Genomic DNA, 15,810 nt, shown 5'->3' with positions numbered 1-15,810 from the left:
TTCAGTGGATCTATTTCTGGTGATTTCAGTGGTGATACTTTATGATTTGCCATGTGGTGTTTCTCTTTGTTGACTATTGATTTGTCAGATCAATCAACAGATTAGCACCACATTCTTTTTCTCACCTCATACACCAGAAATCATCATAGCTCTGTTTGATATTTTAAATCGCTTTTTGCGTTCCGATTTTTCATAATTGATATATTCTCAGTCGATATTTATATGTAAAGTAGAGACACTTTTTGATTGAAAGAATGTAGAAGAGAAAGCGAAGGGACTTAGTTTTAGTGCTGCTTAATAATTTAAGCAGCACTGAAGGTTGTTAAGGGATTTTTATCCCAATTACTTTGTTTCTACCTCGTCTCTTGCAAAATAGTTCATGTTGAACTGAAGGCGAGCGTAGTTTTTTTCAATATGTTTATTGAGTTCCTTTTGCTTTTCCAAAGGAAGGTTATCATTAAATAGTTGATAAAACTCTTGTAATGAACTTGGCTCTTTATGCTCAAAACTATATGCATCGATTCTCATATTTATAATCGCAGCATTTGTATACTCATCTTCACTAATAGGGTTTGGACGGTTTCTACCTGGTGAGAATAGAGTAGCGAAGTCTTTGAAGTCAGCAGTACTAGCAATATCTTGGAGTTTTGGCATATTTGATCTTAAGTTTCCATAGTGTGTCCACTCGACAGTTTTACCGCCTGGAATATGTTCAAATAACGCTGTGATTTTGGTGAATTTTGCTCCAACTGTCCCTAAAAATTGACTTGAAGTTCCTTCATTACTTCTCAAATATGATAATGCATTAGTAAGAATTTCTTGCTGTCGTGGCCTATTATATGAAAAGCGAATCGTACTTGGCATCTCGTCAGTATTTGTGATGACTTCTGTACCATTGAAGTAGCGATATTGCTCTTGATTGAATTCGTCTCTGTCCTTTTGAAGGATTGGTGATGTTTCTTCTACGTGATATGCAACTGAATACACAGTATTTTGAGGATCAGATAGTTTTCCTTTTAAATATCCAACCTGTTCGCTTCCATCATATTTAACTTTACTTCCCTTTGCACAAAGATCGTAATAGCTGTTATAGCTATCACAGTGCTCGACATATCCTTCGGTAAAGTAATTTGCTTTTTGTTTTACTGTCAGGCTTTTCGAAATTCTTTGGGCTAAATCACCAGTTGTGGAATAAGCAGTTTGCTTCTTCTTGATAAAGTCTTCAATTGTGATGTGATTTGGAAGATGCTTAGGGTATTCTTTGAGAATTTCCTCGAGTGTATCATTGAACTTAGGTACTGAAGAGCTATACATTCGATTATTTTCTACATGAAATGGCTCAATGACGTTACTATTTAACCGATTAACAGGCCGTCTTGAGACAGTCACAAATGCACTTGAAGTATCTTGGAAGTTCTTAGCTTCTATATTTACTTTTTCATAGCTCAACTCATCTACTTCATTTAAAGTAACTTCGTATTTGCCGCTTGAATTTAATGTTTTAAGCTGGCTTTCAAGATTATTGGCAACAAAAATTTTATCTCCAGAGTGAGTCACTAGAGCTGGGTATGTTGCTGCATCTTTGCGACCTTCTTTACACACAAATACGTCATTCCATACATGTTGACCACCATTGTTTGTCTGAGTGACGACTTTGTCGTGCTTCCCATTATTGATCTCAACGCCGAATAACGGTAATTCTTTTATAGCTGTAGGTATATTGGCCTTAACATTTACTGTCTTACATTCACATCCTTTCAGGCGTAATTCATCATTCTCTTTATAGAATTCCAAGTCTACTTTGAAGTTACCTAGATCTTTAACGGGTACATCTTGATACGTCGTAATATTTAACTCAGCGGTTTCTCTTGTATTTGGCTTTAAAGATAGGCGATGTTCTAGAGCACCAACCATAATTGCTAAATTTACGGTATCTTTTCCTTTTAATTTAAAGCTGACATTTCCATTTTCATCTGTTGATTTGCCATAGAGTTTAGATGGGTATTTCACTTTAGTCGGATCAACAGTTTTATTCGGATCTTTTGTGTCATCTGGCTCTGCTGGGTCATCGGAGTCGTCAGTATCTGTACTAACAATCAGAGAAGCTGCGGATTTCTTATCAGTATCAATTGGTTCCCAATTTTCATCAAAAAGAATGACAGTAGTTGTATGAGTTTCATTTAATGGAATTTCTTGACCACATTCGCTTCTTGCGACGACTTTAAAACTTAGTGTCTTTTCTTCCTGACTTCCTGTATCAGTAGAGCCATCAGTATCCTTCCCATCTCCCTTATCTCCCCCAGATCCTTTCCCATCATCTTTATCCCCGCCAGTATTTGTATCTGGGCTTGATGGTGAAGAAGGTTTTGAAGGTGTTGTTGGATTCGACTTACTTGTTTTCTTGTTCTTATCGTCCATGTTGGAGCCGCCGCCGCAACCGGTGACGAGTAATGCAGTGATTAAACTTGCTAGCAATTTTGTTTTCACGGAATATTCCTTATCAATACTACGTAAAGATTGAAAAACACACAGAATGACTCGCTTTTGGTTGATTTTTAGTCATTTTTGTGTGCGAGATTTGTAAAATGATAGCAATTATTGGGTAAATATTTAACCACTTTGTTGTAGAAAAATTTAACTTTCATACAATTTACGGATTTGTATAAAATTTTTTCAATTTAATGTAAATTGATATGTCCGAAAGCGTGAATGAAGGGCAATGGCAAAGGAGGGCCAAATCGGCCCTCTGGTTATTTTTCTGCGAGATTTTCTAAAGAAATAGAGAGTGGTTGTGGGGTGTTGCTGCGATCGCCATTTACGCTTGTACTACGTATTGCGAGCGCATGTTCTGGGGGTTGCTCTGAATGATAGGCTTTCCATTCTCCATTTGGGGCCAAATATTGCAGATTGATACCAGGGAAAGCACTCTGTAGTTTTAAGTGACCTTCGACGAGTTGTGCGCCGACCGCTGGAAGGTGAAAGTGCACACCTGACTTTTCTAGTTTGAATAACTCTTTGTGACCCAAAATGGCAGCAAATCGGCTCCAATCCTGATTGAGTTGAATTTGATCAATCCATTCTGATTGTTGATGATCTTCCCAAGATGCGCGGTGCCAAGCTCTTTCTGCTAATGAAAGTAGTCTCGGAAATAACATGGCTTCGAGGAGTTGTGGTGTGCGGATTGTTTCGGTCCACACTTGTCCCTGTATCCCTTTGACTGCGGTTGTGTAGTCTACTTCGGATTCTGGTACTTGCCAGATGTGACCATCTCTATCTTTATTACTTTTCGCATGCAGGGAAAGGTTTAAGGGGGCATAAGAGAAGGCCTTATAGCTGTCCGTATCTCGGGATGCCCAGTAGGTACCTCTTTCATTCGGGCTGGCACTGTATGGCATATCGAAGTACAGTGCATCACTGCTGGCTTGAATCAACCCGAAGCCTTTTTGTGCAAGTTCGGCTGCTGTTTTTGTTGCACCATCAGGTCTTGGTTTCCAGGCATATGCTAAGTTCTGACGAGTTTCGAGTGCACTTTGATCTTGTAAGTCTGATACTCCATCAGACCAAGCCCCTAATGTATGAATACCGCGGGCTTTTACAAGTTGACTCACTCGTTTTGCGAAATAATTGGCTGGGGTGAATGTTGGATTCAGTTGTTTTGCTTTGAGGGCAGCACAGGCGGGAGAGCGTGACCACGGTGTATCCCAGTTGGCTAATGCAATATTTCCTTTTGTTGGATCAGTTCCATTTTTTGATTCAAATCCATGGCCCAACATGCTGTTGACCGCTTCATCACCACCAAAATGCCAGGTGGTGAGCGGATGCGATGTGTCATTGTGCATTTGTTGAATATCACCCATCACTCGGTCAATAAATTGATAGGTAGAATCCAAACATGGATCGACATAACTATCTTTATAATACTGAATCGACAGGTATCGTGAAGTATCTTTCGGTTCACGCAGTCGATATTGATTGGCTTGAACAGGATCAGTCTTCTGATATTTCTGATAACGGTGCTCCATCGCAACAATCGCTGCGCGTGCATGTGCAGGCATATCGATTTCCGGGATCACCTGGATCATCCGATCATCCGCATATCGCAAGAGTGCTTTATATTCTTCAGCGGTCAAAAATCCTGAGCCGCTATTGTTTTTCGTTGCACCTGAACCGAGTTGTGGTAACAGACAAGTTTGCTCATAGGGATCAAAGCAGCGTTGGCCTGCGACTTCGGTGAGCTCAGGGATCGACGGGATCTCAATCCGCCAACCTTCATCGTCACTCAAATGCAGTTGTAAGCGGTTAAGCTTATAGGCAGCCATTTGGTCGATGATCTTTTTGAGCGTTTCCAACCCAAAGAAGTTGCGTGCGATATCAATAAATAATCCGCGGTAGGCAAATCGAGGCGCATCATAAACTGTGGTGAGTGGTAGCGTCTGCTCCTTTACATCAATCAAACCGAGAAGTGACTGAAATCCATAAAAAACGCCTGCATCGTCATATCCCTGAATAAGTACGTGATGCTCAGAGACTTGGAGCGTATAACCGCCTTCAATCGCAAGCTCCGGATGGAAGTGTTTTATATGTTGGCCGATGACTTCTGCTCGGATCGGAACCATGCCTTTTTTCGTTTGCCGAGAAAATGACAACCCAAGCTGAGTAAAACGCGCTTGTATGGCTGCAATCTGTTGAAATGGTAAAGATGACTTTATAATAGAGAACCCATGCTGAACCGAAATGGATTGATCATGGACTGTTTGATTTAAAGGTTTTGGAATGATACCGGATTGCCAGCTTGTTGATGTGTCAGCCATGCGGCTTTGATAGAGTTTATAACGTGCTTCTGGGGTAAATGGCGAATGGCCGTCGTTTGTTGTTCGTTTCCAATTATTTGAGTGATGGCGATCGATAGGCATCGCATATTGGCTGGTATTTTCAGTATCCGTCATGGGGATATTGGCGGCATGCCCTTTTTCATCTGCGATAAAGAGTCGTGGAAAAATGTCACTGTTTTGTAGAAGCCAATATTCACCCAAGATATCGAACGTGAATGTTTTTCCTGATTCCCATTGAAATGCTCCCTCTGTTGGCTTGAACTGATGCAGATCACCGTTGATGTGATGGAGGGCAAAAGGCACTTGATTTTGTAGTTTGAGCAAACGTCTTGTGCTGTGCATATATAAGGCAAATTGTGGTGAACTTGCTTGGATATCTTCGCCAAGGTTTTGAATGCTGAGTCGAAGAAAAAAACAAGAAGACCAGTCTGCGCCTGCTGCATCACATTGACTTTTTTCTTCAGCAGTTAAAGCTTGTGGATTTTTAAGGACTTCAATTTGTACAGAGAGACCCGCAGCAATATCATGCAACGCTTGCTGTATCTGCGGGTTTTTATTGACTTGAACAAGCGGCGTAAAGCGTTGTTGTATTTGCTGGCAAGCCGTTAGTCCTAAACAAAACAGGATAAGGCCAATCATCAAACGGTACATTGTATTTTCCTTTTGTTTATTATGTGGCACATGGACTTATACGTCCTGACGATGCCCACTGGATTCTCGTAAAACCAGGGTTGGTTTAAATATGTGCTGAATTGGTTTCGTTGTTTCTGTTTGTGCCTGTGTACGACGAACTTGTCGAATGAGCGACCGGGTTGCATGTTGGGCAATCTCGAATGTTGGCTGCGCACAGGTTGTTAAAGATGGCCAAGTTTGTCTCGAAAAGGGACTATCTTCGAATCCCACAATCGATAGTTCCTGTGGTACTTGGATGTCGAGTTGGGTAGCAGCAAATAGTGCACCTGCTGCGATTTCGTCATTACAGGCAAAAATCGCTGTGGGACGCGGTTGAGTAGATAGCAAGGTTTTGGCCTCCACCTTTCCTGACTCAAATGAGTATTGACCAGAGCGCACCATTTTTGGGTCTGCTTTGAGTCCTTCTTCTTGAAGGGCTTCTTGGTAGCCATTGAGCCTTTCATGGCTGGAAGCATGGTCGAGATCACCACTAATAAAACCAATCTGTCGATGACCCATATCCAGCAGGTAACGGGTCATGTCTTTTGCTGCGCCCAGATCATCAATCGTGATGTGTTGATGATCGTGGTGTTGTTGATTTTCATGTTCTCGTTTGTTCTGGCTGGAGGTGATTGCAATATATTGGACGTCTAACTGAGCCAGTAAGGTTTGGATCTCCGGCATTTCGGAAAGTGGTGGTGTCAACACGAGGCCGGATAAGTTTGTGCGCCGGATCATCATTTCAATTTCTTCACAAATGTCATCTGCGGTGGAGTCACACGGGTGGATCACCAGCTCAAAACCATGTTCCCGGCAAATCGATAAAATCCCTTTTTGCATTTCAATAATATAGTAGGCATTGGGGTTATCGTAGACGTAGGCGATGGTATACGAACGCGCCCCGGCAAGGTTTCTGGCAGAAAGGTTTGGTTGGTAATTCAGGATAGTGATGGCTTCGGTGACTTTTTCTTTGGTTGATTGTCGTACGGAAGGTTCCTGATTCAAGACCCGGGATACAGTTTTAATGGAAACGCCGGCATGTCTTGCGACATCATGGATGGTTACTTTCGTCATAAGATGCTTATTTTTATAGGTATTGCTTGGATGTGAACAATCAATGTTCAAGTTGGTTCAATTTTACCTCTGAAAGAGGTAACCCCAGTCTAGATGAATTTTCTATGCCTTCCAATCCCGCGATGGTTTGATTCTTATTTTTGATAATCACGTTGTATTTTTGGCGGAATAAATTTTCGAATAATCCTTTTCAACTGTCTAAATATTGTGTACATTAAATTTAAATGACAGCGTTGTCAAATTATAAAAATAATCCAAATGCTAGTGTAAAAAGCAATAAATATCATCCAGTTATATATATCGGAAGTTGTCATGTAAAGCAGTCAATTGAAGTCGAATAAGTAAAACGAAGTTGGATGGGCTTTCTCACGGCTGTGGAAAAAATCGCGCATGGAACAGTCAGTTGGGGGGAACAATGAGAACAAATACCATTTCAATTTGCGCAAAAGCAGTTCGGTTTGCTCTATTGGTGGGCACCGCCTGTACATTTGAGTCTGTGGCAGAAACCGAACAGGAAGAAATCGAAGTCATTGAGGTCCGTGGGATCCGGGCAAGTCTCAATGAGTCTGTGAATACCAAACGAATGTCCAATGCAGTTGTGGATGCGATCACAGCGGAGGATATCGGAAAGTTTCCGGATAAAAATGTTGCAGACTCTCTGCAACGTATCACAGGCGTTTCAATTAGTAGAGATTTTGGAGAGGGAGAAAAAGTCAGCATTCGAGGCACTGCCCCCGGCCTGAACCGAACCCTGCTTAATGGTCAGAATGTCGCAACCGCAGATTGGTTTATTCTGGACAAACCCAGCCGAAGCTTTAATTACAGCTTACTTCCTTCAGAAATCGTTTCTTCACTCGAAGTCCATAAAAGTCCACAAGCGGATATTGATGAGGGCAGCATTGGTGGCACGGTGATTGTGAGGACTCGGCGTCCGTTGGCCATGCCATCGAGCAGACTCGCTGGAACAGTTGAGGGCACATACAATGATTTGTCCGATGCGTGGGACCCGAGCTTATCCGTTTTATATTCATGGAAAAACCCAGATGAAAACTTCGGTGTACTCGTCTCGCTGATCAAGCAGGATCGAACGCTGCGTCGCGACGGTTTTGAGGTGCTTGGCTGGGATAAAAGAACCATTGCAGGTCAGGAAAATATTAGCGTTCCAAGCTTAATCGGTTCGGCGTATTTTCAACAGGAGCGTGAGCGAGAAAGTGGTGTGTTGACGTTCCAATACGCACCAAATGATGTGCTAGACATGACGCTGAATCTGCTGCATTCAAAGATGGATGCGAATAACTTAAATCATAACTATTTGGTGCCACCCACCTGGGAGTGGGATAGCGGTCGTACACCGAATGGGCCGAATGTCGAATCACCCGTGATCCAGCATGGGACGTTGGTCAGTGCAACAATGGGCGCTTCAGATCGCCGTGGTGCTGTTCACAATGTTGCCAACCGAATTTCCTTCACGGAAACATCGGCATATGACCTGGATATTAATTATTTGGGGGATCTGCTAACCTGGCATGGGCAAATCGGCTACACCAAAGCCGAAGGTGGGACAACGCGAGATATTTTCTCTGAATTTGCAGCAAACACGAAGTACAGTTTTGACCTTCGACAAGGTGTACCTCAAGTAAGTTTTCCTACATCATTCGACTCGACCGATCCTGCTTTGTTGAATAACCTAGACTGGGCGCATATGAATAGCCGCCCGACGGAAGATGAAGAATGGTATGCGCAACTCGATATCAGTCGGGAAGTCAACGCGGGAATTTTTCACGAAGTCAAACTGGGCATGAAGTACCGTGATCATGATAAAAATCTGGATTTTCAAGCTGGTCGCTTCCATGTACCCACCGATGGGTTCTCTGAATCCATTTTGGATGAGGTGAAAAAGAATAACCCATCCATGGCCAACTTTGCCGATGGCTTGATCCCATCCGATTTTATGTCGGATCTCCGCTTACCCGGGTCACTTGTTTCATACCCAAAGCTCAATGCGGATAAACTAGCCGAAGCGCTCACTGCTGATCCAAACCGCATCGTGTTCTATCGCTTCCTCCCAGAGATATTTGCGATCAATGAGAAAATATCGGCGGGTTATGCAAAGGGCAGCTTTGAGGGGGAGAACTTCCGTGGCAATATTGGGCTTCGCTTGGTACAAACCGAGCTAACTTCTTCTTCCTGGCAATGGAATGGTCCTTGGCATGCGCCAACGAGCAAAACTTGGAAGACATTTCGCAATCGATATTCTGATGTACTCCCAAGCTTTAACTTGAACTATGACTTGCAAGATGACTTGCAGTTGCGTGTTGCAGCTGCACGTGTGATGGCTCGTCCAGAGTATTCTAAGCTTGCAGCGTCAACCAGCTTGATCAACAGCAATCTCACAGGGACATCTGGTAACCCGGAGTTAGAGCCATTTCGCGCGAATCAAATCGAAGTGGGTGTTGAATGGTACTTTATGGACTCCGCATTGTTATCTGCTACGGTATTCGCGAAGGATATCGAGTCTTACGTGATTGATACACAGTCATCTGTGAGCATGTTTGACGAGTTAACCGGTTCCAACAAGACTTTTCAAATCTCACGGCCGATCAATGGCGATGGCGGCACAAACAAAGGACTTGAGCTGAGTTATCAGCAGCCATTCTTCGATTCATTTGGGGTCATCGCGAATTACACCTATTCCAACGCGAAAGCGGATAATAGACAACAGTCGGGTAGTGATAAAATTCCAGGCAACTCCAAAAATACGGTCAACCTTTCTGCCTATTACGAAGATGATGCTTTGAGTGGACGCCTGTCTTATAACTATCGCTCTAGCTATCTGGAGGGGATCGAGCGCGGAGCAGAATTAATGACGGATAGCCGTGGCCAATGGGATGCATCGTTTTCTTACAACATTAATGAGCAAATCAGCGTGTCGTTGAAGGGTGTGAATTTGACGGATGAGGAGATATTTAAATACTCCGAAACCAAGTCACGGCCCACGACTTATTATCTCAATGGTCGCCGTTACTATGCTGGTGTGCATGTTCAGTTTTAGAGGCAAATCATGACAGAAGCAAACACCACAACATCAGAGACGCTCTTTTTAGGGGTTGATGGTGGTGGTACAAAGTGCAAGGCGAAGCTGGTTTCTGCATCTGGTGAAGTACTCGGTGTCGGCATCTCTGGACCCGCGAATCCGATGGTGGATCCTGTTGAGGCTAAGCAGTCTATTTTGGAGTCTGCACAAAGGGCTTTATCAGATGCAAGTCTTCCCAGTTCACAGTCACACCGGGTTGTGGCGGGTGTTGGGCTTGCAGGTGTGAATATTCATTCTTGTTATCAACAAGTGTCGCAGTGGCAGCACCCATTTCAGGCGTTTTATCTCACAACGGATTTAGATATCGCCTGTTTGGGTGCACATCAAGGGCAAGATGGTGCGGTAGTTGTTGTGGGAACGGGTTCCTGTGCACTGGCCAAGCAAGGGACCACAAATTTGTATATTGGTGGCCAAGGATTCTTGTTAGGCGATAAAGGAAGTGGTGCCTGGTTTGGGCTGGAGGCGGTCAAACATTGTCTTTTGACCATAGATGGCATCATGCCACCGTCGATTTTGTCAGAGCAAATCCTAAGAGAGCTAGACTGTGAGGATGCGCAGACGATCGTCTCTTTGCTTGCCCGAGCATCGTCATCTCAGTTCGCGAAGCTTGCGCCATCCGTTTTTGATTGTGCGATTCAAGGGGACGAGATTGCCACGAAGATGGTCCGTGAAGGGGCGTCTTATATCAGTGATTTAATTCGTCGTGTACTTGTGCTTTCACCAGAGCGAATTTCTATTTTAGGTGGACTTAGCCATTTGCTACTGCCGTGGCTCGAATATGACGTCGCAAAGCAACTGACTGAGCCACGGTTATCACCAGAAGATGGTGCCATTTTATTTGCTCAGCAGCAGATGGATCACTTTTCAATGCAATCAGTAGAAAACAGGGGGAATGCCTATGTCTGGCACAATCATGGAACAGGAAGCGAGAGAAGCGCCTCAAAGGCTGGCTGATCAACTGCTGTGGGCGAACAATCGGTTCGAAAAACTCGGTGAAAAACTACGGGAGATTTCACCGAGTATGATTTGGGTGGCTGGCAGGGGCACTTCCGATCATGCAGGTGTTTTTGCGAAGTATCTGATAGAGGTTGAAGCTGGCGTTCCTGTATCTCTCGCTTCTCCTTCTGTGGCAAGTATCTTTAACCGCAGGCTGGATCTTTCAGGCGCTGTGGCGGTGTTTATTTCTCAGTCTGGGCAAAGTTTAGATATTTTAGCGCAGGCGAATATGGCCAGAGAGCAAGGCGTCTATTCTATCGCAATTGTAAATGATGAATACTCACCACTGGCTGAACGTGTCGATTGTGTCATACCGTTATATGCAGGAGAAGAGACCGCGGTTGCTGCAACGAAAAGTTGCTTGTTGACTTTGGCTGCTTTACTTCAAATTGTTGCACATTGGCAACAAGATCAGACGCTATTGGCGGAGCTGATCCGATTACCCGACTTATTAGATAATGCGGTTCAATCGTCTGATTCTGAGATTCCAAAACAATTGACAGCACTCCAATCTTGTATGGTTCTAGGTCGTGGATTTGGCTATGCAATCAGTCGAGAAATCGCGCTGAAACTCAAAGAAGTCTGCCAAATTCATGCTGAGTCGTTCAGTAGTGCAGAGTTTATCCACGGTCCAGTAACGCTCGCGCATCAGGATTTTCATGTGTTGGATGTGCATATCCAGGATGAAACTGCGTTTGTTCATAAACAACAAATCACAGAAATTAAACGGCGCGGGGCGACGATTCTGCCTGTTGAGCAGCCTGTTTTATCTGTACATCCACGTTTGGCACCATTGACACTCTTGCAACGCTTCTATATTGATATAGCGAAAGTTTCGTTATCACGGGGTATGGATCCTGATACACCCGTTGGTTTGAAGAAGGTAACCAAAACACTATGAAGCAACGCTTGATTGTTCGAGAACTTTTTGATGGAAAACAACGACGGCGACACCAGGTTGTTGAAGTCCAAGATGGTGTGATCACTTGCTGCGAGACCGTATCCGCTGATCATCCTGAGATGTTGGATGGGCTACTTGTCCCCGGATGGATTGATGCCCAGGTCAACGGCGGTGGCGGTGTGCTATTCAATCATGCACCGACAGTGCATACGCTTCAAACAATGGCGCAAGCACATAGCTCGTTTGGTACGACAGCGATGTTACCAACACTCATCACGGATGATATCAAGGTAATCGAACAGGCTGCGCAAGCGGTTGCAGATGCAATTGCAGAAAAGGTCCCGGGGATCCTTGGCATTCATTTTGAGGGACCGCATTTATCAACACCAAAAAAAGGGGTCCACGAAGCATCTCATATTCGCGGGATTTCTGAGGCTGAATGGGCGATTTACCGCCGAGATGATCTGGGTGTGAAGTTGATGACGATTGCACCGGAAACCGTCACACCTTCCGAAGTTTGTGCATTGCGAGATATGGGGGTCATTGTTTGTATCGGACATTCCAATGCGGGCTTTGAAACGACCCGTGCTGCCTTGGCTGCTGGTGCAAAGGGTTTTACACATTTATTCAATGCAATGTCACCAATGACTTCCCGCGAGCCTGGTGTAGTGGGGGCTGCTTTGTCTGATACACAAAGCTGGTGTGGCTTGATTGTGGATGGTCAGCATGTGCACCCTGCGACACTGCAAGTTGCCTGTACAGCCAAGCCAGAAGAAAAAACGTTTCTTGTGACCGATGCAATGTCGTTTGCAGGTTCAGATGCCAATCAGATGATGCTCGGGGACAAGGTTGTGCAGCGAGAAGCCGGAAAGCTGACAACATCAGATGGCACATTAGCTGGGTCTGATTTAACAATGGATCAAGCCATTCGTAATACGTGCTCGCTCTTAAATTTTCCATTAGAGCGTGCTTTAAACATGGGAAGCCGATATGTGGCTGAGTTTCTTCAGCTGCAAAACGAATATGGCCTGATCCAGCCGGGAATGCAGGCAAATATGGTCTTACTCGATGAAAAAACATTGACCCTGAAACAGGTGTGGCAGGCGGGGAATATGATTTTGAATCATTCAAAATAAAACAAAACGAACAATGAGAAGGAGACAATGATGCATCTGGCTTTTCTTGATTGGGCCATCGTCATTGGTGTACTGATGACGACGATGCTGATCGGCATTCTCGTCAGTAAAAGAGCCTCCCAAAATAGCACGTCCTACTTTCTTGCGGGCAGGCATATGCCCTGGTGGTTATTAGGCTTATCGATGGTCGCAACAACGTTTGCGGCAGATACACCCAACTTAGTTGCCAATATTGTCAGAACAGACGGTGTTTCCGGAAACTGGGTATGGTGGGGCCTACTCATTAGCGGCATGATGACTGCGTTTGTCTACGCTAAGTTTTGGCGAAGATTAGGTGTTGTGACGGATGTTGAATTTTATGAGCATCGATACAGTGGCAAAGGCGCAGGTTTTCTTCGTGGTTTCCGAGCACTTTACCTTGGCTTGTTTTTTAACGTGATGATCATGGCTAATGTCACACTCGCAGCCGTGAAGATTGGGACTGTTCTCTTTGGGATTTCACCAGAAATGGTGATATTGATTGCTGGTGGGATCACTGTGATTTTCTGTGCAATCGGTGGATTTCTAGGGGTGTTGATCACTGATATGCTGCTTTTTGTGATCGCGATGGTCGGTGCTATTCTTGCTGCTTATTATGCGATTGAGCATCCGATGATTGGAAGTATGGATGCCTTGTTGAGCCACGAAAACACGGTTGGGAAAACGTCTATTCTTCCGGATTTAAGTAATCCAGATATTTTTATTCCCATTTTATGTATTCCGTTGCTGCTTCAATGGTGGAGTGTCTGGTATCCTGGCTCCGAACCCGGTGGTGGTGGCTATGTTGCGCAGCGGATGCTTGCTGCGAAAAACGAACATCACTCCGTTGCAGCCGCTGCATTTTTTAACTTATGCCATTATGCAATTCGACCTTGGCCTTGGATAATTGTTGCATTGGCATCTCTCATCATTTACCCGGACCTAGCGAGTTTAAAACAAGCCTTGCCCCATGTACCGGAGTCCATTGTTCAAGATGATTTAGCGTATTCTGCGATGCTAGTCTTTTTGCCAACGGGTGTACTCGGTTTGGTTGTTGCTTCTTTGGTGTCTGCGTATGTGTCGACGATTTCAACTAGCTTAAACTGGGGAGCTTCCTATTTTGTCAACGACTTTTATACGCGCTTTATTCGCCCGGATGCCTCGGATAAACAGCAAGTTTGGGTAGGGCGTTTGGTCACGGTTGTGCTGATGATCTTGGCCAGTACGATGGCACTGATGCTGGAGAGTTCGCTGCAAGCATTCCGTTTATTACTGACCATTGGTGCGGGGACTGGGTTGCTCTTCTTATTGCGCTGGTTCTGGATGCGGATTAATGTCTGGAGTGAACTGACAGCGATGGTCTTGTCATTCCTTGTCAGTATGTTCTTCGAGTTTGGCCCATTCGACGCATTGGCAGGGTGGGAAAAGATGGTCCTCAGTGTTGGCATCACAACAATAGGGTGGGTTGGAGTGACGCTCATCACATCGCCGTGTGATCCAGATACACTTCAATCCTTCAAAGCGAAAATCCAAGGAGCACCGAAGGAAGTTGCATACGGCTTGATTGCCGCATTTTGTGCGACGATTTGTGTGTTTTCGATTCTATTTGGTATCGGTGCTGCCTTATATGCTAACTATATCGAAGCTATCATATATGCCTGTGTTGCGCTGAGTATGGGAAGTGTCACATTCTGGCTCTATCGGTTGGTTTCCTTTGAGGAATCTGAGACGGTCGAAGACGTTGATGGAGTGACATCTGAGTGAACCTGAAAACTAAGATGGACGCGTCCGTTCCAGTTGATGGGCTGGCGAGTCCATCTTCAGGTGTACTTCCTTATCGACATGCTGCGCTAGATGTACTTCGTGGGTTGACCATTATGTTTATGATCCTGGTGAATTCCCCCGGATCATGGGAGCATGTTTATGCACCTTTACGCCATGCAACATGGCATGGGATGACACCAACCGATCTCGTCTTTCCGTTGTTCTTGTTTATCGTAGGCGCGTCGCTGTATCTGTCTTTTGCGAAGTCAACGACATCTTCACCTAATCGACGGATGCAAAAAATCACAAAGAAGGCTGTGATCCTGTTTGGAATTGGCCTGTTGTTACATTGGTTTCCTTTTCAAAACTCACTCTCCGATCTGCGGATCATGGGCGTCCTTCAACGCATTGCGCTATGTACTTTGTTTGCGAGTGCTCTCCTCCTTTATTGTTCACAAAGAGGTTATCAACTTTTTGCTTGCGGTATTTTACTGGGGTACCAATGTTGCTATTTGATGGGGGATTATGCCGCTTCACTAAGCCTATTAGGAAACCCTGTCCGCCAGTTTGATATTTTGGTTTTTGGAGAAGAACATCTGTGGCAAGGATTTGGCCTTGCCTTTGACCCAGAAGGACTTTTGAGTACAATCCCGGCGATTGTGAATGTGATCATTGGGTTTGAATGCATGCGTCTTTACCAAAAGGGCAAAGTGCGAGAATTATATTTGATCGCAGTTGCTTTTCTTATGCTAGGGGGTCTTTGGCATTTTCTTTTCCCGGTAAATAAGTCTTTGTGGACTTCTTCTTACGTTTTATTTTCCTCCGGGCTTTGTCTTTTGCTGTTTTTAGGGGTAACGAGGCTGCACATTTATGTTCAATTTTCAAAAATTTGGACGCCATTTCTTGTATTTGGCATGAACCCATTATTTTTATACGCACTCTCTTGGCTCATGCTCCGTACCGTTGACCTCATTTTTGTTTCTAATGAAAAAGAATTAATTCCACTTTCTGTATATTTATTCAATTTAATGTCTTTTGTGTTGGCAAATGAGCTCGCTTCTTTTTTGTACTCCTTGTTTAACATGGCATTTGCAGGCATCGTTGGTTTTGTGCTGTATCAATATCGTATCTTTATCAAAATATAAAACTAAGTATTAAGTTTTATATTTGAAATTATCCTTATTTTTCAGTAATTAGATTTTGTTCTGGGAAGGTGAAGAGATGAGGTTCTTTGACTATGATAAGGAAAATTCAACCTTTGTTTTTTACGTGTGGAATACCTTCTTTAGGTACTTGCAATCAAAAGTGCTGTTTATATAATAG

At 44.1% G+C, this 15,810-nt stretch carries 9 protein-coding genes; 6 read left to right on the top strand and 3 right to left on the bottom strand.

All coding sequences use genetic code 11. From position 1 onward, the window contains the following. Nucleotides 1–342 precede the first annotated feature (342 nt). The 3 genes from C505_RS0113110 to C505_RS0113100 form a co-directional block, all read right to left on the bottom strand. On the bottom strand, nucleotides 343–2,487 hold the full coding sequence (locus tag C505_RS0113110; protein ID WP_018693075.1) for a hypothetical protein: 2,145 nt from the start codon (nucleotides 2,485–2,487) through the stop codon (nucleotides 343–345). Between the two features lie 263 nt (nucleotides 2,488–2,750). Next, the gene (locus C505_RS22360; protein ID WP_018693074.1) at nucleotides 2,751–5,483 is read right to left on the bottom strand and encodes a family 20 glycosylhydrolase; all 2,733 of its coding nucleotides are present in this window, start codon (nucleotides 5,481–5,483) and stop codon (nucleotides 2,751–2,753) included. Between the two features lie 36 nt (nucleotides 5,484–5,519). Further along, the gene (locus C505_RS0113100) at nucleotides 5,520–6,578 is read right to left on the bottom strand and encodes a LacI family DNA-binding transcriptional regulator (RefSeq protein WP_018693073.1); all 1,059 of its coding nucleotides are present in this window, start codon (nucleotides 6,576–6,578) and stop codon (nucleotides 5,520–5,522) included. A gap of 415 nt (nucleotides 6,579–6,993) precedes the next feature. On the opposite strand from C505_RS0113100, the gene C505_RS0113095 reads away from it, so the two are divergent. The 6 genes from C505_RS0113095 to C505_RS0113070 are packed head-to-tail and all read left to right on the top strand — an operon-like array spanning nucleotide 6,994 to nucleotide 15,632. After that, entirely contained in the window at nucleotides 6,994–9,630 is a 2,637-nt protein-coding gene (locus C505_RS0113095; protein ID WP_018693072.1) for a TonB-dependent receptor, read from the top strand. Nucleotides 9,631–9,639: 9 nt separating this feature from the next. Then, complete coding sequence (gene nagK, locus C505_RS0113090; protein WP_018693071.1) at nucleotides 9,640–10,626, top strand: N-acetylglucosamine kinase; 987 nt, start codon at nucleotides 9,640–9,642, stop codon at nucleotides 10,624–10,626. Next, a complete protein-coding gene (nagB-II, locus tag C505_RS0113085; protein WP_018693070.1) occupies nucleotides 10,571–11,569 on the top strand; it encodes a glucosamine-6-phosphate deaminase NagB-II in 999 nt (332 codons plus the stop codon). Before nagK ends, nagB-II begins: the two co-directional genes overlap by 56 nt. Then, nucleotides 11,566–12,705 carry an N-acetylglucosamine-6-phosphate deacetylase gene (gene nagA / locus C505_RS0113080; RefSeq protein WP_018693069.1) on the top strand — a complete coding sequence of 380 codons (1,140 nt, stop codon included), beginning with the start codon at nucleotides 11,566–11,568 and terminating at the stop codon, nucleotides 12,703–12,705. Before nagB-II ends, nagA begins: the two co-directional genes overlap by 4 nt. Before the next feature lie 30 nt (nucleotides 12,706–12,735). Next, nucleotides 12,736–14,487, top strand: coding sequence for a sodium:solute symporter family protein (locus tag C505_RS0113075; protein WP_051090609.1), 1,752 nt, complete (start codon nucleotides 12,736–12,738; stop codon nucleotides 14,485–14,487). Between the two features lie 14 nt (nucleotides 14,488–14,501). Then, complete coding sequence (locus tag C505_RS0113070; RefSeq protein ID WP_018693067.1) at nucleotides 14,502–15,632, top strand: acyltransferase family protein; 1,131 nt, start codon at nucleotides 14,502–14,504, stop codon at nucleotides 15,630–15,632. Nucleotides 15,633–15,810: the final 178 nt, after the last annotated feature.

It is taken from the genome of Algicola sagamiensis DSM 14643, assembly GCF_000374485.1.
Classification (GTDB): Bacteria; Pseudomonadota; Gammaproteobacteria; order Enterobacterales; family Alteromonadaceae; genus Algicola; species Algicola sagamiensis.
This window is presented reverse-complemented; position numbering and strand designations above follow the sequence as displayed.

What these genes read in the sequence shown, in the direction of transcription:
- C505_RS22360 (WP_018693074.1), bottom strand. Translation starts at nt 5,483, where the DNA reads ATGTACCGTTTGATGATTGGCCTTATCCTGTTTTGTTTAGGACTAACG.
- C505_RS0113100 (WP_018693073.1), bottom strand. Translation starts at nt 6,578, where the DNA reads ATGACGAAAGTAACCATCCATGATGTCGCAAGACATGCCGGCGTTTCC.
- C505_RS0113095 (WP_018693072.1), top strand. Translation starts at nt 6,994, where the DNA reads ATGAGAACAAATACCATTTCAATTTGCGCAAAAGCAGTTCGGTTTGCT.
- nagK (WP_018693071.1), top strand. Translation starts at nt 9,640, where the DNA reads ATGACAGAAGCAAACACCACAACATCAGAGACGCTCTTTTTAGGGGTT.
- nagB-II (WP_018693070.1), top strand. Translation starts at nt 10,571, where the DNA reads ATGTCTGGCACAATCATGGAACAGGAAGCGAGAGAAGCGCCTCAAAGG.
- nagA (WP_018693069.1), top strand. Translation starts at nt 11,566, where the DNA reads ATGAAGCAACGCTTGATTGTTCGAGAACTTTTTGATGGAAAACAACGA.
- C505_RS0113075 (WP_051090609.1), top strand. Translation starts at nt 12,736, where the DNA reads ATGCATCTGGCTTTTCTTGATTGGGCCATCGTCATTGGTGTACTGATG.
- C505_RS0113070 (WP_018693067.1), top strand. Translation starts at nt 14,502, where the DNA reads ATGGACGCGTCCGTTCCAGTTGATGGGCTGGCGAGTCCATCTTCAGGT.